The following is an 18,983-nucleotide window of genomic DNA, read 5'->3' as shown; positions in this document are numbered from 1 at the left end:
CACGCCGTCTCAGGCCGTCGCCGGAATGGTTTCGACGGGGGCTGTCCGGGCGACCCGCATGTCGGCCACGGGAAGCGCCTCGGTCTTCTCGCGTTCCTCCTGCTGCGCCCGAAGGTGTCCGCCCTCGATACACGCGTCGGCGATGCGGGAAGCGATGAGCTTGATCGACCGGATCGCGTCATCGTTGCCGGGGATCGGATAGTCGATCCCGTCCGGGTCGCAGTTGGTGTCGACGATGGCCACGACCGGAATGCTGAGCCGATTCGCTTCTTGCACGGCGATGCGTTCGACGCGCGTATCGAGCACGAAGACGGCACCGGGGAGGCGGGTCATGTTTTTGATGCCGCTGAGCGTCTTCTCAAGTTTGACGCGTTCCTTCTCCATCTGCCCCAATTCCTTCTTGGTGAACCCTTGGTGGCCGCTATCCGCCAAAATCGACTCAAACTTCTTCAGCTTGTCGATGCTGCGGCGAATCGTCTGAAAGTTCGTCAGCATCCCGCCGAGCCAGCGTTGATTCACGTAGAACTGCTTCGCGCGCTTGGCCTCTTCTTCGATGATCTCGACCGCCTGGCGTTTGGTGCCGACGAACAGCACTGACTCGCCGGCCGCCACGGTATCGCGGACGAAATCATACGCCGCCTGAAACCGCTCGACGGTTTGCTGGAGATCAATGATATAGATGCCGTTGCGCTCGCCGAAAATGAACCGTTTCATTTTCGGGTTCCAACGGTTGGTCTGATGGCCGAAATGGACGCCTGCTTCGAGCAACTCTCGGATCGTGATCATGCCGTCACCTCCTTCCGTGCTTGCGGAGCATCCGTACAAGCGGACGAGAGGTCTCCCCCTTATTCCCAAGCAACGTGGCGTGCCTACACGCCAATGTGGATTTGGATAAGGTGCCCGCTGGACGCGGGCGGTGGTTGCAGAACGTTGTCAGTCGTAAAGCGTTGAAACGCTAACACAGTCGTCGGTTCTTTTCAAGTTAAGAACGAGTTGCGCCAGTTCGGACATCGTCACGATCGGTACGACGCATTGATCTTCACGTAGTCATAGGAGAGGTCGGTCGTCCACATTTCCGCCGATGATGTGCCCTGTCCCAAATCGACGGCGATCGTAAATTCCGGACGACGGAACACCCGGGCGATGCGGCGTTCGGCGTCTGCCCCTAGGCCGACTCCGTTCTTGACCATGGCCTCCCCATCAAACGAGAGGCTGACATGGTCAGGATCGAGTGGGACGCCCGAACGGCCGAGCGCCGCCATGACCCGCCCCCAGTTCGCGTCTTCCCCGAACAGGGCGGTTTTGACAAGGTTCGAGGTCGCGATTGTCTTGGCGGCCTGTCGAGCGTCGGCCTGCGTCTTGGCTCCGCTGACGATGATCCGAACCACCTTCGTCACGCCCTCGCCGTCACGGCACACTTTCATCGCGAGTTCAAAGCACACGGCGTCGAGCAGCCGCTGAAACTCTTCCGCGGCCGGTGTGTCGGCTGCGATCGGCTGGTTCTTGGCGAATCCGTTCGCAAGACACAGCACCGTATCGTTCGTGCTCGTATCACCGTCGACCGAGATGCAATTGAACGAGCGGTTCACGGCGGTGACCAATGCCCGTTGCAACAGCGGCTGCTCGATGGCCGCATCCGTCGTCACGTACGCCAGCATCGTGGCCATGTCGGGGTGGATCATCCCCGAGCCTTTCGCCATGCCGCCCACTGTGACCGTCTGTCCGCCGATCTGGGCCGCCGCCGCCACCTCTTTCGTTTTCAGATCCGTTGTCAGGATCGCCCGTGCTGCTTCATGTCCGCCGGTCTTCCGAACCCGACTCATCAAAGCCGGGAGGCCACGCCGGATACAAGACATCGGCAAAGGCCGGCCGATCACGCCTGTGGAGCCGACGAATACGGTATGTAACGGGATATTGAGGCGGCGAGCGACGAGGTTGGCCATTTCCTCGGCGTCTGCCAGGCCTTCTCCCGTGCAGGCGTTGGCATTGCCGCTGTTGACGATGATGGCCTGCCCGAGGCCGCGTTGGAGATGCACTCGGTCCAGTTGCACGGGCGCCGCTGGAAAGCGGTTCAATGTAAATACGCCTGCAATCGGCCCCGGCTCATCAGAGACGATCAAGGCCAGATCGAGCACCGACGCTTTTTTGATTCCGCAATGCACGCCGCCCGCTGAGAACCCTTTGGGCGCCGTCACGCCGCCCCGAACGAGGCCGGTTCGTTTCGCCCCATGAGGAGCGACTGAGCGTGGACTGCGCCGGATCACGGAAAGACTCCTGCCCCCTGCAATCCCATGTCCTCCGGGAATCCGCACATGAGGTTCATTGCTTGAAGCGCTTGCCCGGCGGCACCCTTGATCAAATTATCGATTGCTGCCACCGTCACGACCCAACCGGGGCGGCCCAGAAACACGCCGAGATCACAGAAATTGGCGCCGCGGAGATGCCGAGGATTTGGGGACAGGTCCCCATCATGGAACCGGACGAACCGTTCTCCGCGATAAAAGTCTCGGTAGATTGTGCGAAGGTCGTTGAGCGGCACCTCCTGCCGCAAGCGACAATACGCCGTGCTCAGGATCCCGCGGTTCATGGGCACCAAATGGGGAGTAAAGACGATTTCAACCGGCCGTTCCGTCACGCCCGTCGCCGAACGGGCAAACAGCAGGGCCAGCTCCTGCTCGATCTCCGGGATGTGCCGATGCTGACCGATCTTATAGGCCTCCGTCGATTCGTGCACTTCAGGGAAATGATAGGGGAGTGCCGGAGAGCGCCCTGCTCCTGAAATGCCGGACTTCGCGTCGATCACGATCGATCCGGGCTCAATGAGGCCATTCGCGGCCAAGGGCGCGAGTTGAAGGATTGCGGCGGTCGGATAGCAGCCGGGAGAGGCGACGAGGCGAGCCTTGCGGATCGGCTCGCGGTAAAGTTCCGGCAATCCATAGACCGCTTCGTTCAGTAGGTGCGGGTACGGATGGTTCGTGGCGTACCACTTCTGGTACACGACCGGATTTGTCAACCGATAATCCGCGCTCAAATCGACGACTTTCTTGCCGGCCGCGATGCATTCCGCCACGGGCGTGAGCGATTTGGTGTGCGGGAGTGCAAGGAAGACGGCGTCGACGCGTTTGTCGAAGGATTCGATGTCAACGGCTTCGAGAAGGAGTGGCGGAAGGACCGAGGCTAAAGACGGGAAGACGGAGGCCAGCGGTGTCCCGACATTTTTTTCGGCTGTGACGGCCAGGACCTCGATGCGGGGATGCGCCGCGACGAGGCGCAAGAGTTCCCCTCCGGTATACCCACTGGCGCCGAGTACCGCGATTCGGACCTTTTCATTCAACACGGCCGTCTCCCTTTCGCTACGTCTGCGAAGCGGACATAAAAAGAAGCGGGCATAAAAAAAGGAAGGCCCGAGGGCCTTCCTTTTGACACTACCGCACGCCGGCCCTTAGCGCTTCGAATACTGGAAGCGCTTTCTCGCCCCTTTCTGTCCGTACTTCTTTCGTTCCTTCACGCGCGAGTCGCGGGTGAGAAAGCCTTCCTTCTTGAGCGGCTCACGCAGCGTCGGGTTCAGATTCACGAGTGCACGTGCGATGGCGTGACGAAGGGCGCCCGCCTGCCCGGTCGTCCCGCCGCCAGACAGCGTCGCCAGCACGCGACACTTGCCCGCCATGCCGGTGACTTCCAGTGGGGAGAGGATCTGGGTTCTGAGTGTAGACCGCGGGAAATATTCTTCCAGCGGCCGTTCGTTGACCGTGACCTCACCGTTCCCGGCGGTCACCCACGCACGGGCGATCGCGTACTTTCGTTTCCCGGTTGCATAATGTGTCGCTGCGGCCATCTGTCCTGTCTCCTCCCTGGATCGAAGTGTGAGTGGCGTTAGAGGCTGACCGCTTCCGGCCGCTGCGCCGTGTGCGGATGGTCAGGACCCGCGTAGACTTTCAGCTTGCGGGCCATTTGTTTCCCCAACGGCGTCTTGGGCAGCATGCCCTTGATCGCCTCGCTCACCAGCGTGGTCGGGTTTTTCGCATGAATGTGTTCGGCCGTCAACGTCTTCAGCCCACCGGGATACCCGGTGTGATAGGTGTACGTCTTGGATTTGAACTTGTTGCCGGTCAAATGAATCTTCTCGGCATTGATCACCACAACATGGTCACCCGTATCGACGTGCGGCGTAAAGGTGGGTTTGTGTTTGCCCCTCAGCAACCCGGCGACACGGGCGGCGAGACGACCGAGCGTCTTTCCGTTTGCATCGACGACCAGCCACTTTCGCGTCACATCGGTGGGTTTGGCGAGATACGTTTTCATGCGCTTCTCCTCATCGCTCCTTCACATCACGCTTCGTGCGTCGACGTCACACTTCATGTTTGCCGAATTGCTTCAAGTCGAGTTTTTCGAGCCACGCTTCGAGCTTGCCGCCGCTCCGCTGACGGAGGACGTCGGCCGTCACGTAAATCGGCGCGCCGGTTCGCAGCGCAAGGGCGATGGCATCGCTCGGGCGGGCATCCACAGTGCGTTCAGACTCCCGGGCCATCAGGTGAATCGAGGCGTAGTACGTGTTGTTCTTCACTTCGGTAATGACGACACGGGAGACTTTGAGATTGAGGTGCTCGGCAAAGCTTCGGATCAGGTCGTGCGTCATGGGCCGGGGCGTCATGATGCCTTCCATGGCGAGACGGATCGCGTTGCCTTCGGCGGTACCGACCCAGATCGGCAATACTTCGGAATTCTCCTCGTCCCTCAGAATGACGATCCGAGTCTCGGTATTGACGTCTTCGATGACCCCGTGGACCTGGAGTCGGACGAGACCCGCTGACGCTGCTTCTTCCATGCCTCTGGTCTCAGGTTAGCGTGCGCCACCGATCCTGGGCTTCAACCACCCATAAACCCGCCCAGAAGCCTGGCTTGGGATGATGTGTCGAAGCGAGGAGGGAGGAGCCGAAACTCTACGTCTCGTACTTGCCAAAATCTTCGGGCTTCAGGTTTTCCAGCCACTGGTCCAATTCTTCGGATGCTTGTTTCCGAATGACGTCTTCGCTCGCGAAAATCGGTGCGTCGGTCCTCAGCGCGAGAGCGATGGCATCACTCGGTCGAGAGTCGATGGAATACTCGCTGTCCTCGTACAGTAAGTGGATCTTCGAGTAGTAGGTGTTGTCCTTCATGTCGGTCACCACGACGCTGATGACTTTGGCGTCTACTGTGTCGAGGATGGACTTCATCAGGTCGTGTGTCATCGGCCGCGGTGTGGCGATGTTTTCCAGCGCGAAACTGATCGAGCTCGCTTCCGCTTTTCCGACCCAAATCGGGAGCATTTCCGAGCGGTCCTCGTCACGCAAAATGACGATGTAGGCATTGTTATAAGGATCGAACATCAGGCCCCGGACCTTCATCTGTGTAATCATCGGAGGGCCCTTTCACTACAACTTAACGAGATTTCTCATGATTCAGGCGTCAATCTATCACTGATTTTCGACCTTTGTCAACGAATGACGCGAGCGTATGGCCTCAAAGGTCTGAGTGACTGAGTGCGCGACCGGAGAGATCAAGTGAGGGATCGATAGCGAGCACGAGCAGCGCGCGAGCGGCCTCATCGGGCGAGCGTACCATCGCCGGGTCTTCCTCGGGATAGGCATCCGCCCGCATGTGTGTGCGGGTACCGCCCGGATTGAAGGTCAGCACGCGGATTCCATGGGGCCGCAATTCCTCCGCCATCACCTGGCACAACCCTTCGATGCCAAATTTCGAGACGGCATAGGCGCCCCAGGCTGCCCGGCCTCGTCGTCCGACCGATGAGGACAGACTGATGATCGTCCCCGATCGCTGCCGAACCATCACATGTGCCGCCGATTGCGAGACATAGAAGGTTCCGGTGAGATTGACTTGGAGCACGGTGGCCCAGTCCGTCCGGGGATACTCGAGGATGGATGTGCGAGGTCCAAGAATGCCGGCGTTGTTGATGAGAATGTCGAGGCGACCATAGTGGGCGAGAACCGCTTCAACCAATTCGTCCACCTGGCCGGTATCGGCGATATCCGTTCGACGGGACATGACCTGACCGCCCGCTGCACGAATGGCAGCGGCCGTCGCCTCTAATTCCGACTGCGTGCGCGCGCACATCGCGACGCGTCCGCCTTCCCGGGCAAACAGTTCGGCGGTGGCGCGGCCGATTCCGCGCCCGGCGCCGGTGATCAGCACGACCCGATCTTTCAACAAGGCCATCGAGTACCGATCTGTCGAATGCCAAACGTGGACGGTGGACCGTCAGGGCGTCATACCCTTTCGATCCGGCGAAAGCGGCAATTGTCGCGTAAGTATGGGGAGGAGGAACTCGGGCACCCGCTTTACTGCGGAGGGCGGTAGTTCTGGTCGATCTTGGATGTGTCTACGGGTTGACCCGACAGGTTCAAGAACGCCTTCATTTGATTGCGGACCAACTCCCGCCCACTTTCATCGCCTAGGTTGACGTGATATTCGTTGATCACCATCACCCGCATGCCTTCCCAAGCTTTCCAGCACGTTTTGCAGACTTTGGACTTGACCTCGGCTTCGAGGCGTCCAAGAAACAGAGGATCAGTGATCGCTTCGCCGGCCTTGCCGCATTTCACGCACTGCACCTGGTTCATCAGTACCTCCTGCCGTCCGAGAAGTGGCATCTTATCACGCTGTTCGGACCGATGAAAAGAGCGAGCGAGGCGTTGACCGGGTTCCGCCATCAATGGTAGAAGATCGAGCGCCGTTAGGCCCGGATGGCGGAACTGGCAGACGCGCCGGACTCAAAATCCGGTTCTCGCAAGAGAGTGGGAGTTCGACCCTCCCTCCGGGCACCACGTGCGGATTCGTTCATGCCTAGTATGCCGCTAGCCGGCGGAGAATTAGAGGAAATTTGCTTGACAGGTCCAAAAGGTTAGCTTATATTTCGCCCGTCTATGATTCGTTGCCGCATATCCCATCGTTGTTTTCGTCGTCCATCATCATCTTTATCACTTACAAGGAGGCAGCACATGCGTAAAGTCATTGCGTTGGGAGCAGGGATCCTGCTTGCAGGCTCTGTCGGAATCGCGTCTGCTCAGGAGCGTCTGCCGCAGCACTCCGGCTTTGGTACCGGCGTCGGTGAATCGTCCGGTACAGGCACTCGCTCCCAAATTTGGGACAAGAATGCCCTCCTGGAGCGGTTGTCGCAGCCCGAAACGATCTTCGGCCGCATTCTTGGCATCGACATCCCCGGCGGCAAGATCCTTCTCGAGACCGGCGGGAGTTCCCATGACGAAGGCCGGGCGGGAACCGGTGCGATGTCCGCACTCGTGGCCTACATTGATGATCAAACGAACATGGATCAAATCAAGACGATCCAGACCGGCGACGACGTGATGATCCAGGCGCGCGAGCAGACGACTGACAAGCAGCCGTATGGAACGGGAAAGAAGTTCATCCGTGAAATTACCGTGATCCGGGGCAACGAGAAATTGGCCGGGTTCGGCGGGCTGGGTCAGCGGCCTGATCCGAAGACCGAGCGCGGGATCATCACCGAGAATGCATCGAGCCACGGTGGCGTCGTCGGGCAGGTTCTGCCGGGCGAGATTCAGTCCGGGATCGTGAGCACGATCGGTGAAGTGACGGGCGCCGCGCCGTGCTGGCAGTGTGAGCCGCAGCCGGGCTGGGGCTACGGCACTCAGAACCGCAGCGACTACGGTGGAGCGGATAAGCCTAACCTCGTGAAGCAGTAATTCTCATCCCTCGATGCATGGATGAAGGAGAGGGCGGCTTCCGGCCGCCCTCTTCATTTTTGGTAAGATTGCCGATTTGGTAAGATTGCCGACGCGCGATTAACGCTTCGGCGCTCCTATTATGGAAGTGACGCCAGACGTGAACGAACAAGAAGGAAGCGCAACATCGGACGTGAGCGCGGAGCTCGACTTACGCGGCGTGATCTGCCCATACAACTTCGTCAAGACGAAACTCAAACTTGAGACGATGGAGCCTGGGCAGATTTTGGCGGTGATCTTGGATGACGGCGATCCGATCCGTAATGTGCCTCGCAGCGTGGCAGATGACGGCCACACGGTACTGCGCCAGGAACCATACAACGGTTCGTTCCGTATCATGATCCGAAAGCGCGACGACGACTAATCTTCCCTTTCATACGTTTCTTCTCTGCCCGCGGTCTGCTTCGGCCTTGTCCTTCGATCACGATCGTCGATTCCCTGACAGGATCGTGTGCCTCGATGAAGGCGCCCAATCGCCTGGCATCTCCGGCGATGACCAATTCCTCCGGCGTCGTGGCGTCGAGGACAAGGACGATTCGGCGCCGATCTAATCGGTCCTCAAAGTCGTACAGCAGGTGAGCGAGTTCCGAACCGGACACGAAGAGCACGCTTGTCTCTTCGGCTGCCGCGATTCGGGCAAGCGTCTTCCGCCGTTGCACCACACCGTGAGGCCATGCGCCCAGAAAGAGAAACCGATCAGCTGACAGACCCGAGACCGAGAGCGCTGTTGTGACAGCCGAAGGTCCAGGAATCGGGCTGACTGTGATGCCGCGGTCCAGCGCTTGGCGAACCAAGAAGCAGCCGGGGTCGACGATGCCCGGAGTGCCGGCATCGCAGACGAGGGCTGCCGTCTCGCCTTCTTCCAGGCGCTTGAGGATGACCGGCGTCTTGGCCTCCTTGTTGAGGTTTTGGTAGCTCGTGACCGGCGTCGCGATATCATGGCGATCGAGCAACGATTTGGTCACGGCCGGGTCCTCGGCTGCGATAAAGTCGACGTCGCGAAGTATTGAAAGCGCGCGAGGCGATAGGTCATCGAGATGACCCAGTGGTGTCCCCACGACGTAGAGGATCCCGGCCATGAACTACGGCCCCACGCTCGCGGAGCCGGTGTGCGCGACAGAATCGCGACTGAAATCCAGTCGCAGTGCTGATGTTTTGCCGGTCCCGTCAACTGTGCTAAGATCGGCCCCCAGTCCGAATGGAATGGCGCCGAATGGAACCCGAGGGTCTCGTACAGACCCACGAAGATTGGGCCAAGGCCGACTACTCATTTTGCCCGAAATGCGGCGGGAGCCTCGCGCGGCGTTCGGTCAAGTCGAGCGAACCCGACCGCCTCGTCTGTTTGGCTTGCGGCTTCATCTTCTTTCTTGACCCGAAAGTGGCCGTCGGGACGATCGTGTCACTGGACGGCGGTTTGGTCCTTGTCCGCCGCGCCATCGAGCCGGCATACGGGAAATGGGTCTTCCCCGGCGGGTTCGTCGACCGTGGAGAGCGGGTCGAGGAAGCGGCGGTTCGAGAGACGCGCGAGGAGAGCTGCCTGGAGGTCAAGGTCACGCGCCTCTTGAACATCTATTCGTATGCCGAGCACCCCGTCATCATCATTGTCTACATAGGTGAAGCGATCGGCGGCACCGTCGCCGCCGGTGATGAAACTCTCGAGGCGAAGATCTTCCCTCCTTCTGATCTCCCGTGGAGCGACTTGGCCTTTCCCAGCACCGCGCAAGCACTGCGCGACTATCTCGCATCGATCGATCTCCGCGCGATTCCTTGACGCGTTATTTTTTAAGCAGCTATAATCCACCGCTTATCCATCACTATTCTTTTGCCAGAAGTTCTGCGAGGATAGATTCATGTCGGTCATTCTTTTTATGACCACGCTCGTGCTCTATTTCGTGGGCACCGGGTTCTACCTCGCGTATCTCGTCCGGCGTTCGGAAGCGCTGTCCCAGGTGTCGTTGATCGTGACCGCCATTGGCTTTGCTTCTCACACCGCCGCGCTGATCAGTCAGATGGGCGGGGGCCATATCCCGCTTTCCAGTTCGCATGACGCGCTGTCGTTTTTTTCGTGGTGTCTGGTCTTCGTTCTTCTGTTCGTCGAGTTGCGGCACCGGATTCATATTCTCGGGTCGTTCATTCTACCGCTCGCCGTGATTTCGTTGCTGTCGGCCGCCGCACTGCCGAAAGAGGTCTCGACACTGGAGCCGGTCTTAAAGACCTTGTGGCTGCACGTGACGTTGAGCATTTTGGGCACCGTCGGCTTCGCCGTCGCCTTCGTCGCCGGCATTATGTACTTGATTCAGGATCGGTTGCTCAAGTCCAAGCGTTTTAACATCCTTTATAAGAAGCTACCCCCGCTGGATTTTTTGGATCATCTCAACCAGCAATCCATCGTGCTCGGCTTTCCGTTATTGACATTGGGCATCATCGTCGGTGCGGTCTCCGCGGAGTTTGCGCGCGGCACCTTCGTGAACTGGAATCCCGAGCAGACCTGGGCATTGGTCACGTGGGTCTTCTATTTCGCAGTGCTCGTCGGGAGATTGACCGTGGGCTGGCGGGCGAAGCGGGCGGCGTACTTGACGATCATCGGTTTTGCCGGCGTGATCCTGACGTTCATGGGGATTGTGCTCAAAGGGCACGGCTCAGGGGTCTAGCAGGATGCAGATCATCGTCGTCGGACTGAGCCACAAGACGGCCCCGATCGAAATCAGGGAGAAGCTGGCGGTGCCGCAGAGCCGGCTTGGGGAGGCTTTGCACCGCCTGTCAGGCTATGCCGGGATCCGAGAGGGCATGTTGCTCTCGACGTGCAATCGAGTCGAGGTCTACGCGGTTGTGGACGAGGTCGAGGTCGGCTACGCCGGCGTCCAGGCGTTTTTCGCCGATACGCATCTGGCCTTGTCGTCCGAAGAACTCACGCCACATCTCTATTGGCACACGGGTGAACGGGCGATCACTCATCTGTTTCGCGTGGCCTCGAGTCTGGATTCGATGGTCGTCGGCGAGCCGCAGATCCTCGGTCAACTCAAAGATGCCTTCGAAGCCGCGCTGACTCATAAGTCGAGCGGGATGATCCTGAACAAGCTCGTGAAGAAGGCCATCTCGGTCGCCAAGCGCGTCCGGACGGAGACTCGCATTGCGGAGGCGGCCGTGTCAGTCAGCTATGCGGCGGTCGAACTGGCCAAGAAGATCTTCTCGAACCTCGGTGAGAAGACGGTCTTGCTCGTGGGGGCGGGGGAGATGGCGAAGCTGGCGGCTCGGCATTTGGTGAACAACGGCGTCCGTCGGGTCATGATCACGACCCGCGATGCCATGAGTGCGATCGATCTCGCCAAGCGCTTCAACGGCACGGCGATTCCATTCGAAGATTTTCGGCAGGAAATGGTGGAAGCCGATATCGTGCTGTGCTCAACCGGCGCCTCGCACTCTTTGATCCGAGCCGAGGACGTCCAACGCGCGGTCCGCCTGCGCATGAATCGGCCGATTTTTCTCATCGACATTTCTGTGCCCCGCAACATCGATCCCGGCGTGAAGGAGATCGATAATGCCTTTCTGTTCGATATCGACGATCTCGAGTTGCGCGTCGAGCAAAACCGGGAAGAGCGCCGGACCGAAGCGGGGAAGGCCGAACGTCTCGTCGAAGAGGAAGTCGACGTGATCCGCCAGTGGATGAAATCGTTGGAGGTCACGCCGACGATTGTCGCCTTGCGCAAGCGCGCCGAAGAGATCAAACAGGCCGAACTGGAACGAACCTTGAGCCGGCTCAAGCATTTGTCCCTCCAGGATCGCGAAGCGATCGAAGCATTGGCGGGAGCGGTCGTGAACAAATTGCTCCACGGGCCGGTTGTGACGCTCAAAGCGGAAGCCGACTCCGCCAGTGGCGCCTTGTTCATCGAAGCCGCTCGGCGGTTCTTCAGCCTCGTCGATGAGCCGGGTCTCTCACCGCATGGCTCGACGCCGGTCAAGGATGCGCCGAGGGCGTGTGCTGGCACTGAGGATGATCGGCCCAAAGCCACGCCGCCGAATCGTTGTACGATGTGAACAGGTGTGGTGATCCGTGCCGCCTCCCAAACTTTTTACGTGTCCGTCATGCCGGCATACCTATTTGGGCCACGATCCCGTTCCGGACTGCCCGCGCTGCGGCCATGATTACCGACCGAAGCCAGGCTTTCGCTGGGACGTCCTCGCGTACTTGGTCGTGATCATGGCGCTGCTGAGTTTTGTGCTGATGTCGTCCTATTACCGGGAAATGGTGCCGATCCCGACGAAACAGGTCGATGACCGTGAAAAGCTACCCGGTGCCCGTGACGCCCCCTTTCACAGCCCTTATGACGAGGGAAGGCGATGACGGCCCACGCGGCCGCATCACGCGCCTCGCTGGTCATCGGCACACGCGGGAGCCGACTCGCGATCTGGCAGGCGGAGTGGGTGCAATCGCGCCTCCGCGACATTGCTCCACACGTCACCGTGACGCTCCAGCGGATCAAGACGTCCGGGGACAAAATCCTCGATGTCCCGCTGGCGAAGGTCGGCGGCAAAGGGCTGTTCGTCAAAGAAATCGAGGAAGCGCTGGTCCGCGGAGAGATCGATCTCGCCGTCCACAGCATGAAAGATGTACCCACCGTCTTGCCGGAGCCGTTGGAGATCCTCTGTATTCCGCCGCGCGAAGATCCGCGGGACGCATTGATCAGCCGCGATCATCTGCCGCTCAGCCAATTGCCGACGGGGGCCAAGATTGGTACGAGTAGTCTGCGTCGCCAATCGCAACTTCTGCATGTGCGGTCCGATCTGCACATCGAGATGCTGCGCGGCAATCTCGATACGCGGTTGCGAAAGTTGCAGCAAGGGGATTACGACGCGATCGTTCTTGCGTCGGCCGGCCTGCGACGGATGGGATGGGAGGGCCGGGTGACCGAGTACCTGCCGTTGGACATCAGCCTGCCGGCAATGGGGCAAGGGGCGATTGGCATCGAAGGGCGACGAGACGATCAGTTCGTGCGTCAGTTGCTCTCGACCCTCGATGATCCGGTCACTCATGTGGCCGTCGCAGCCGAACGGGCCGTGCTGGATCGGCTGCAGGGCGGGTGCCAGGTCCCGATCGCGGCGCACGCGCGAATCGATCATGACCGGCTGCATCTCGATGGATTGATCGCGAGTGTGGACGGCAAGAGGATTGTTCGCGATACGGTGGTAGGCAGCGTCTCGGACGCTCGGATGTTGGGGACCGAGTTGGCGGAACGCTTGCTTGCAAAGGGCGGGGACGGCATTCTCCGCGAGATCTACGCTCAAGGTTGATGCCATCAGACACGCAGCCGGAAAGGTGTTTCTTGTCGGAGCCGGCCCCGGAGATCCCGGTTTACTGACTTTGCGGGGACGGGATTGCTTAGCACGCGCCGACGTCATCGTCTATGACTACCTCGCCAATCCGGCCTTGCTCCAGTATGCACCAGCAGAAGCGGAGCGAATTTATGTCGGCCGGCGCGGTCGAGGGAACTATGAATCTCAGGACGCCATCAATCGCATGCTGATCGAGAAGGCGCGGGCAGGAAAGACCGTGGTGCGGTTGAAGGGCGGTGATCCGTTCGTGTTCGGGCGGGGAGGGGAAGAAGCAGAAGCGGTCGCCGATGCGTCGATCCCATTCGAGGTCGTGCCCGGCGTCACGTCCGCGGTCGCCGTCCCGGCCTATGCCGGCATCCCCGTGACCCATCGCACGCTGGCCTCAGTCGTGACCTTCGTGACTGGTCATGAAGATCCGGTCAAGGGAGCCTCGGCGTTGGAGTGGCCGCGCCTGGCAACGGCGGAAGGGACGCTCGTCTTCCTCATGGGGATGAAGAACTTGCCGACCATCGTTGAACAACTCACGAAGGAAGGCAAGCGCCACGATACTCCGGTCGCATTGATCCGGTGGGGGAGTCGCGCCGACCAGCGAACCGTGACGGGAACGCTGAGCGATATCGTGGAGAAGGCGCAGCGCGCGGGGCTTGAGCCGCCGACGACCATTGTGATCGGCGACGTGGTCAAGCTGAGACCGAAGTTGAATTGGTTCGAAACGCGCCCCTTGTTCGGGACCCGCATTCTTGTCACCCGTGCACGCGAACAGGCGGGTGAACTGTCCTCTCTCTTGGCCGAGCAAGGTGCGGAGCCGATCGAGTATCCGGTCATTCAAATGGTGCCGCCGGAAAACTGGCGAGAGGTCGATGCGGCCATTGAGGACTTGAGCCGCTATCAGTGGCTCGTGTTTACGAGTGTCAACGGCGTCCGGCCGTTCATGACCCGCCTCACCGAACGCGGTCGCGATGCTCGGGCGCTGGCCGGGCTGCGACTCGCATGCATCGGGCCTCGGACGGCGCAGGAGCTCAGTCGGTATGGATTGAAAGCCGACCTCGTGCCCGAAGAATTTCAGGCGGAAGGCTTGATCTCGGCGATCACGCAAGGCACTGTGCGGGGGCAACGCATCCTGATTGCCCGGGCCGCGGTCGCACGAGAAATACTCCCTGAGCAATTGCGTGCCGCGGGCGCGCACGTCGACGTCGTCACCGTCTACCGTACCATTCGGCCGGCGCTGGAAGTCGATCGGCTCAAGGCACAGTTGCGCGAGCACGCGATACACGTCATCACGTTTGCGAGCAGCTCAACGGTCAAGAATTTCTGCGCGCTGTTCGAGACCCGGGACGAGTTGGCCGCCTTGACGGCTGGCGTGTCGGTCGCCTGCATCGGGCCGATTACCGCGCAGACGGCGGAAGCAGAAGGGTTACGAGTCGCCATTCTGGCGAAGGAAAATACGATCCCAGCGATGGTGGACGGTGTCGTGGAATACATTCGTTCACATCGGTCATAGGCATTCGAGAAGGAGAAGGAGGATGAACGCATGGTGCCCGTGAAGTCATTCATGATCCCGGCAGAAAAATTCGTGACGGTGGATCGCGATACGGATGTCCGAAAGGCCGCCGAGATCATGCGCGATCGCAACATCGGCAGTTTGTTCATCACACGTGGGAAGGACATCATCGGGATCGTGACCGATACGGACATGGTCCGCCGCGCCGTGGCGGTCGGCGGCGATCCCTCGAAAATCGTCGTCGAGCACATCATGTCGGCGCCGATCGTCACGATCGAGGAGAACAAGACCTTGTTGGACGCCAATGACCTCATGGCCCGCGAGCACCTGCGTCATCTGGGTGTGACACGCGACGGCAAGTTGGTCGGCATGATCTCCGTGCGTGATCTCGTCGTCTTTCTGACGAATCTGCCGAGGAAATAGCATGGGCTTTCCCTCTCAACGTCTGCGGCGCCTCCGGCAGAGTGAAGGGCTGCGTCGGATGGTGCGCGAGACGACGCTTTCGCCCTCGAATTTCATCTATCCGATGTTCGTCACCACCGGCCGGGACCGGCGCGAAGAAATCGGCTCGATGCCCGGGCAATACCGGTGGTCGGTGGATCTCTTGATCAAGGAAGCGGCCGAGGTGCATCTGGCCGGGGTGCCGGCCGTCATCCTGTTCGGCATCCCGGATCGGAAGGATGAGCGCGGGACGTCGGCCTACGACCAGAATGGCATCGTGCAGCAAGCGGTGCGCGCGCTCAAGGATCGGCTGCCAGACCTGGTCGTGATCACCGATGTCTGCATTGACGAGTACACCACGCACGGCCACTGTGGGATCGTCCGGGACGGCCGAATCATCAACGATGAAACGCTCGATTGTCTTCGCGCCATGGCGAGGACGCACGCCGAGGCGGGTGCCGATATAGTCGCACCGTCCGACATGATGGATGGACGCGTCGCGGCCATCCGCGATGAGCTGGACCGTCATGGCTACACCGATGTGCCGATCATGGCGTATGCCGCGAAATTCGCGTCCTGTTTCTATGCGCCGTTTCGTGATGCCGCCGACTCCTCCCCGAAGTTCGGCGATCGCCGCTCCTACCAAATGGATGTGGGGAATGCACGGGAAGCGATCCGGGAGATCGAGCTGGACATCGAGGAGGGCGCGGACATCATCATGGTGAAGCCGGCCCTGCCGTTCTTGGATATCATTGCCGCGGCGCGGGAGCGGTTTCAGCATCCGGTCGCCGCGTATCAGGTGAGCGGCGAGTACAGCATGATCAAGGCGACGGCGCGGGCGGGCTGGCTCGACGAACCAAGAGCGATGATGGAGTCATTGACCTCGATCAAGCGCGCGGGAGCCGATCTGATTTTGACCTACTTCGCGAAAGATGCGGCCAAGGTGTTAAACGGGTGAGTGCGCTCTGTCCATGAATCTGATCCGCCGCCTGCCCGACTATACCCCGAAACCGTATCCCGTCTTGACGATCGGTAATTTCGACGGCCTCCATCGCGGGCATCAGCAGCTGTTGGACACGGTGATCAAGACGGCGCGGGCCAAAGACGGCACCGCAATGGTGCTGACGTTCGATCCCCATCCGCTCCGCGTGCTCTCCCCCACGACGCCGCTGAGGCTGTTGATCTCGATGGAGGAAAAACTGGCGCGACTTCAGGATTTCGGAATCGACGAAACGTTGTGCCTGCCGTTCGATCCGGCCTTTGCCGCGCTGGCGCCGGAAGCGTTTGTGTCCCGCATCCTTCACGATACGCTGCGGGTGCGCGAGTTGTTCGTCGGTGAGCAATTTGCCTTCGGCGCAAAGCGTGCGGGTCGTCTGCCCGATCTCGTGCGGCTCAGCGCGCAGGGCGGCTTCATGGTGCATGCCGTCCCCCCGGTTACCGTCGAGGGAGAAATCGTGAGCTCGACACGGATTCGGACGCTGATTCAGCAAGGACAAGTCCGAGAGGCGGCGGCCTGTCTGGGCCGGCTCTATGAGCTCAAAGGTCGCGTGTTGCACGGGGAGCAGCGCGGGCAGAGCTTGGGCTGGCCGACCGCAAACCTGCGCCTGCCGCCGGAGCGCGTCATTCCCGGTGACGGCGTCTATGCGGCCGTGACGCTGTGGAAGGAGCGTGTCTACGATTCGGTGGCCTATATCGGCACGCGCCCGACGTTCGGTCCGGGCGAGCGGTTGCTCGAAGTCTATTTGCTGGATGAGCAGGCCGCACTCTATGGAGAAGAGATCTGCGTGCGGTTCGTCGATCGCTTGCGGGGCGATATGGTGTTTGAGACCGGGGCGGAACTCTCAGCTCAAATCAGCCTCGATGTACGCCAGGCACGCGAAGCATTGAAGGCTGTACCGACAATGGCGCTGGAGTAACCGAATGACCATGGTAACGGAACGGCAACCGGCGATGAGGAGATTGGTCGTCCAGGCGATTCGTGCCCACCGCCTTCTTCAGCGTGGTGATCGCGTCCTGGTCGCGGTTTCGGGGGGTGCGGATTCAGTCGCCCTGTTGTCGGTCCTTCACGAGTTGGCTCCTTCGTTTGATCTCACATTGAAAGGTGTGCACCTGAATCACGGGCTGCGTGGCGAGGAGTCCGATACGGATGAGAAGTTCGTCGTCGATCTCTGTCGTCGACTCGGCATCCCGTGTCTCTGCACATCACTTTCGTTTCCGTCGGATGCCAGGCACGGTGCCTCGCGACAGGCGGCGGCACGGACTCTTCGATATCAGACGCTGGAAACTATCCAGCGACGAGAGGGTTGGACGAAAGTGGCGCTCGGCCATACGCTCGACGACCAGGCGGAGACCGTGCTCTTGTGGCTGTTGCGCGGGACGGGGACTCGCGGCTTGGCCGGCATCCCGTGGACGCGGCCGCCCGGTTTCATCCGGCCGTTGCTTGAGGTGACTCGTCGGCAGATTCTCCAGTACCTTGGCGAACGCGGCCTTGCCCATCGCGAGGATTCGAGTAATCGCACGGTGAAGTATCGAAGAAATCTCGTTCGCCACCGGATCTTACCGCTGTTCCGTGAAGTCAATCCCTCGATCGTCGAGGTGCTCGCCCGCCAGGCGGCCATCTTGCGAGATGAGGACCGATATCTCGATCACACTGCGGCGGGAGCGTTGCAGTCCCTGACGGCGGAAGAGGCGTCTGGGCAGTTGGTGCTGCATCGTGACTTGTTGTTGTTACAGCCTCTCGCACTGCAACGCCGGATCGTCCGCCAGGCGCTGCAGCGAGTCTCCGGCACTGCTTATCCTCCCTCACTGGCCGCGGTATCCGAGACGCTGCGGTGCGCCGGGGATCTCCCATCGGGCAGTTCGGCTGTTCTCGCCGGCATCCACGTCAGTCATGACTATGACAAGTTGCGGATCTTGCGCCTAACGGATGGGGGGGAGTTTGAGGGGCGGCTCCCGTCCATTCATCAGGAGGAGAGCGTCGCGCTGCCCGTTCCGTCCATGATCGACTGGCCGGCAACACGTCAGCGGATCTCGGCTGATTTGGTACACTGGGATCGAAAGGAGCCGTTTTGCATGGATCACGACCCATTGCGTGCCATGGTCGATGCCGACCGGTTGACCTTAACGCTGAACGTTCGTGGCTGGCGGCGTGGGGATCGGTTTTGCCCGTTAGGATTGGGCGGACGGCAAAAAAAGCTGCAAGATCTCTTCACTGATCGACGGGTCCCGCGTGATCTCCGGCATCGCGTTCCACTCGTCGTCGCACCGGAGGGTATCGTGTGGGTCGTCGGCCATCACCTCGACCATCGGTTTCGCGTGACCGATTCCACCACGCGCGTCTTGCGTCTGACCGTGAGTGAACAGACCGCGACCGTCGCGAAGGAGAAGCCATGACCACGGAACGGATCTTCGGACGGCCGATCGTCACGCAAGAGCAGATGCGGACGCGGATTCGCGAACTCGGCCGGCAAATTACCTCCGATTACGACGGGCGCGATCTGATTCTCGTCGGGATCCTGAAAGGCGCCTATGCGTTCTACGCGGACCTGGCCCGTGCGATTCGGATTCCGCTCCGGGTGGATTTCCTCGTGGTCACCAGTTACGCCGGCAAAGCGAAGAGTTCCGGCAAGGTGAAAATGGTGACCGATTTGACCGAGGATATCGCGGGCCGCGATGTGCTGTTGGTGGAAGATATCGTCGACTCCGGCTTGACCGTCCAATTTCTCATCAACACGCTCGAGAAACGAAAGCCCAAGTCGATCAAGGTGTGCGCGCTCCTGAGCAAACCGACGCGCCGCAGCAAACACGTCACGATTGACTATGTCGGGTTCGAAATTCCTGATCAGTACGTGGTGGGCTATGGATTGGACTACCAGCAAAAATATCGGAATCTTCCATACCTAGTGTCCTGTCTCTGAAGTGCGCTGACAAAATCGAGCCACGCTGGCCAGGAT

23 protein-coding genes and 1 tRNA gene are annotated in these 18,983 nt (G+C 60.3%); 14 read left to right on the top strand and 10 right to left on the bottom strand.

Annotation, left to right across the window (positions count from 1 at the left end; genetic code table 11):
• Positions 1-9: 9 nt before the first annotated feature.
• From rpsB to AC1U7K_RS08460, 9 genes are all read right to left on the bottom strand, one after another.
• Complete coding sequence (gene rpsB / locus AC1U7K_RS08500; RefSeq protein WP_480250685.1) at positions 10-786, bottom strand: 30S ribosomal protein S2; 777 nt, start codon at positions 784-786, stop codon at positions 10-12.
• A 227-nt stretch (positions 787-1,013) separates the two neighbouring features.
• Complete coding sequence (argJ, locus tag AC1U7K_RS08495) at positions 1,014-2,264, bottom strand: bifunctional glutamate N-acetyltransferase/amino-acid acetyltransferase ArgJ (protein ID WP_480250684.1); 1,251 nt, start codon at positions 2,262-2,264, stop codon at positions 1,014-1,016.
• Positions 2,261-3,337: an N-acetyl-gamma-glutamyl-phosphate reductase gene (gene argC, locus AC1U7K_RS08490; RefSeq protein ID WP_480250683.1), complete on the bottom strand. Its 1,077-nt coding sequence runs from the start codon at positions 3,335-3,337 to the stop codon at positions 2,261-2,263. Before argC ends, argJ begins: the two co-directional genes overlap by 4 nt.
• A 105-nt stretch (positions 3,338-3,442) precedes the next feature.
• Positions 3,443-3,835 (bottom strand): 30S ribosomal protein S9, encoded by a 393-nt coding sequence (rpsI, locus tag AC1U7K_RS08485; RefSeq protein ID WP_480250682.1) that lies wholly within the window; start codon positions 3,833-3,835, stop codon positions 3,443-3,445.
• Between the two features lie 38 nt (positions 3,836-3,873).
• Complete coding sequence (gene rplM / locus AC1U7K_RS08480) at positions 3,874-4,302, bottom strand: 50S ribosomal protein L13 (protein ID WP_480250681.1); 429 nt, start codon at positions 4,300-4,302, stop codon at positions 3,874-3,876.
• Between the two features lie 46 nt (positions 4,303-4,348).
• Positions 4,349-4,825 (bottom strand): bifunctional nuclease family protein, encoded by a 477-nt coding sequence (locus AC1U7K_RS08475; protein WP_480250680.1) that lies wholly within the window; start codon positions 4,823-4,825, stop codon positions 4,349-4,351.
• 115 nt (positions 4,826-4,940) lie between these two features.
• Positions 4,941-5,396: a bifunctional nuclease family protein gene (locus tag AC1U7K_RS08470; RefSeq protein WP_480250679.1), complete on the bottom strand. Its 456-nt coding sequence runs from the start codon at positions 5,394-5,396 to the stop codon at positions 4,941-4,943.
• A gap of 103 nt (positions 5,397-5,499) precedes the next feature.
• The gene (locus AC1U7K_RS08465) at positions 5,500-6,213 is read right to left on the bottom strand and encodes an SDR family NAD(P)-dependent oxidoreductase (protein WP_480250678.1); all 714 of its coding nucleotides are present in this window, start codon (positions 6,211-6,213) and stop codon (positions 5,500-5,502) included.
• Between the two features lie 122 nt (positions 6,214-6,335).
• Positions 6,336-6,617, bottom strand: coding sequence for a Fe(2+)-trafficking protein (locus AC1U7K_RS08460; protein ID WP_480250677.1), 282 nt, complete (start codon positions 6,615-6,617; stop codon positions 6,336-6,338).
• Between the two features lie 117 nt (positions 6,618-6,734).
• Between AC1U7K_RS08460 and AC1U7K_RS08455 the strand changes: the two genes are divergently transcribed.
• The 3 genes from AC1U7K_RS08455 to AC1U7K_RS08445 all read left to right on the top strand — a co-directional run bounded on the left by AC1U7K_RS08455 (position 6,735) and on the right by AC1U7K_RS08445 (position 8,121).
• A tRNA-Leu gene (locus AC1U7K_RS08455) sits at positions 6,735-6,821 on the top strand.
• Between the two features lie 174 nt (positions 6,822-6,995).
• Positions 6,996-7,718, top strand: a complete 723-nt coding sequence (locus AC1U7K_RS08450) for a hypothetical protein (protein WP_480250676.1) — start codon at positions 6,996-6,998, stop codon at positions 7,716-7,718.
• A gap of 139 nt (positions 7,719-7,857) precedes the next feature.
• The gene (locus tag AC1U7K_RS08445; protein WP_480250675.1) at positions 7,858-8,121 is read left to right on the top strand and encodes a sulfurtransferase TusA family protein; all 264 of its coding nucleotides are present in this window, start codon (positions 7,858-7,860) and stop codon (positions 8,119-8,121) included.
• On the opposite strand, the gene rsmI is transcribed toward AC1U7K_RS08445, so the two are convergent.
• Positions 8,093-8,836, bottom strand: coding sequence for a 16S rRNA (cytidine(1402)-2'-O)-methyltransferase (gene rsmI, locus AC1U7K_RS08440; protein WP_480250674.1), 744 nt, complete (start codon positions 8,834-8,836; stop codon positions 8,093-8,095). The two genes, AC1U7K_RS08445 and rsmI, sit on opposite strands and share 29 nt — an antisense overlap.
• 134 nt (positions 8,837-8,970) lie before the next feature.
• Between rsmI and AC1U7K_RS08435 the strand changes: the two genes are divergently transcribed.
• From AC1U7K_RS08435 to hpt, 11 genes are all read left to right on the top strand, one after another.
• Complete coding sequence (locus tag AC1U7K_RS08435) at positions 8,971-9,528, top strand: NUDIX domain-containing protein (RefSeq protein WP_480250673.1); 558 nt, start codon at positions 8,971-8,973, stop codon at positions 9,526-9,528.
• Between the two features lie 79 nt (positions 9,529-9,607).
• Positions 9,608-10,408 (top strand): cytochrome c biogenesis protein CcsA, encoded by an 801-nt coding sequence (gene ccsA, locus AC1U7K_RS08430; protein ID WP_480250672.1) that lies wholly within the window; start codon positions 9,608-9,610, stop codon positions 10,406-10,408.
• A 4-nt stretch (positions 10,409-10,412) separates the two neighbouring features.
• The gene (gene hemA, locus AC1U7K_RS08425) at positions 10,413-11,792 is read left to right on the top strand and encodes a glutamyl-tRNA reductase (protein ID WP_480250671.1); all 1,380 of its coding nucleotides are present in this window, start codon (positions 10,413-10,415) and stop codon (positions 11,790-11,792) included.
• A 16-nt stretch (positions 11,793-11,808) separates the two neighbouring features.
• Entirely contained in the window at positions 11,809-12,099 is a 291-nt protein-coding gene (locus AC1U7K_RS08420; RefSeq protein WP_480250670.1) for a hypothetical protein, read from the top strand.
• On the top strand, positions 12,096-13,046 hold the full coding sequence (gene hemC, locus AC1U7K_RS08415; protein ID WP_480250669.1) for a hydroxymethylbilane synthase: 951 nt from the start codon (positions 12,096-12,098) through the stop codon (positions 13,044-13,046). Before AC1U7K_RS08420 ends, hemC begins: the two co-directional genes overlap by 4 nt.
• 25 nt (positions 13,047-13,071) lie before the next feature.
• A complete protein-coding gene (gene cobA / locus AC1U7K_RS08410; protein WP_480250668.1) occupies positions 13,072-14,589 on the top strand; it encodes a uroporphyrinogen-III C-methyltransferase in 1,518 nt (505 codons plus the stop codon).
• 30 nt (positions 14,590-14,619) lie between these two features.
• A complete protein-coding gene (locus AC1U7K_RS08405) occupies positions 14,620-15,012 on the top strand; it encodes a CBS domain-containing protein (RefSeq protein WP_480250667.1) in 393 nt (130 codons plus the stop codon).
• Between the two features lies 1 nt (position 15,013).
• Entirely contained in the window at positions 15,014-15,988 is a 975-nt protein-coding gene (hemB, locus tag AC1U7K_RS08400; RefSeq protein ID WP_480250666.1) for a porphobilinogen synthase, read from the top strand.
• Between the two features lie 13 nt (positions 15,989-16,001).
• Positions 16,002-16,946 carry a bifunctional riboflavin kinase/FAD synthetase gene (locus AC1U7K_RS08395; protein ID WP_480250665.1) on the top strand — a complete coding sequence of 315 codons (945 nt, stop codon included), beginning with the start codon at positions 16,002-16,004 and terminating at the stop codon, positions 16,944-16,946.
• A gap of 4 nt (positions 16,947-16,950) precedes the next feature.
• Entirely contained in the window at positions 16,951-18,423 is a 1,473-nt protein-coding gene (gene tilS, locus AC1U7K_RS08390) for a tRNA lysidine(34) synthetase TilS (protein ID WP_480250664.1), read from the top strand.
• The gene (gene hpt, locus AC1U7K_RS08385) at positions 18,420-18,947 is read left to right on the top strand and encodes a hypoxanthine phosphoribosyltransferase (RefSeq protein ID WP_480250663.1); all 528 of its coding nucleotides are present in this window, start codon (positions 18,420-18,422) and stop codon (positions 18,945-18,947) included. Before tilS ends, hpt begins: the two co-directional genes overlap by 4 nt.
• The last annotated feature ends 36 nt before the right edge of the window (positions 18,948-18,983 follow it).

It is taken from the genome of Nitrospira sp. Vd2, from assembly GCF_979581665.1.
Note: the sequence above shows the minus strand (reverse complement) of the source record. Positions and strands in the feature narration are given on the sequence as shown.

Excerpts from the sequence above, each read along its gene's own strand:
- rpsB (WP_480250685.1), bottom strand. The coding sequence starts at position 786 with ATGATCACGATCCGAGAGTTGCTCGAAGCAGGCGTCCATTTCGGCCAT.
- rpsI (WP_480250682.1), bottom strand. The coding sequence starts at position 3,835 with ATGGCCGCAGCGACACATTATGCAACCGGGAAACGAAAGTACGCGATC.
- rplM (WP_480250681.1), bottom strand. The coding sequence starts at position 4,302 with ATGAAAACGTATCTCGCCAAACCCACCGATGTGACGCGAAAGTGGCTG.
- AC1U7K_RS08475 (WP_480250680.1), bottom strand. The coding sequence starts at position 4,825 with ATGGAAGAAGCAGCGTCAGCGGGTCTCGTCCGACTCCAGGTCCACGGG.
- AC1U7K_RS08470 (WP_480250679.1), bottom strand. The coding sequence starts at position 5,396 with ATGATTACACAGATGAAGGTCCGGGGCCTGATGTTCGATCCTTATAAC.
- AC1U7K_RS08465 (WP_480250678.1), bottom strand. The coding sequence starts at position 6,213 with ATGGCCTTGTTGAAAGATCGGGTCGTGCTGATCACCGGCGCCGGGCGC.
- AC1U7K_RS08460 (WP_480250677.1), bottom strand. The coding sequence starts at position 6,617 with ATGAACCAGGTGCAGTGCGTGAAATGCGGCAAGGCCGGCGAAGCGATC.
- AC1U7K_RS08450 (WP_480250676.1), top strand. The coding sequence starts at position 6,996 with ATGCGTAAAGTCATTGCGTTGGGAGCAGGGATCCTGCTTGCAGGCTCT.
- rsmI (WP_480250674.1), bottom strand. The coding sequence starts at position 8,836 with ATGGCCGGGATCCTCTACGTCGTGGGGACACCACTGGGTCATCTCGAT.
- AC1U7K_RS08435 (WP_480250673.1), top strand. The coding sequence starts at position 8,971 with ATGGAACCCGAGGGTCTCGTACAGACCCACGAAGATTGGGCCAAGGCC.
- ccsA (WP_480250672.1), top strand. The coding sequence starts at position 9,608 with ATGTCGGTCATTCTTTTTATGACCACGCTCGTGCTCTATTTCGTGGGC.
- hemA (WP_480250671.1), top strand. The coding sequence starts at position 10,413 with ATGCAGATCATCGTCGTCGGACTGAGCCACAAGACGGCCCCGATCGAA.
- hemC (WP_480250669.1), top strand. The coding sequence starts at position 12,096 with ATGACGGCCCACGCGGCCGCATCACGCGCCTCGCTGGTCATCGGCACA.
- AC1U7K_RS08405 (WP_480250667.1), top strand. The coding sequence starts at position 14,620 with ATGGTGCCCGTGAAGTCATTCATGATCCCGGCAGAAAAATTCGTGACG.
- hemB (WP_480250666.1), top strand. The coding sequence starts at position 15,014 with ATGGGCTTTCCCTCTCAACGTCTGCGGCGCCTCCGGCAGAGTGAAGGG.
- AC1U7K_RS08395 (WP_480250665.1), top strand. The coding sequence starts at position 16,002 with ATGAATCTGATCCGCCGCCTGCCCGACTATACCCCGAAACCGTATCCC.
- tilS (WP_480250664.1), top strand. The coding sequence starts at position 16,951 with ATGACCATGGTAACGGAACGGCAACCGGCGATGAGGAGATTGGTCGTC.
- hpt (WP_480250663.1), top strand. The coding sequence starts at position 18,420 with ATGACCACGGAACGGATCTTCGGACGGCCGATCGTCACGCAAGAGCAG.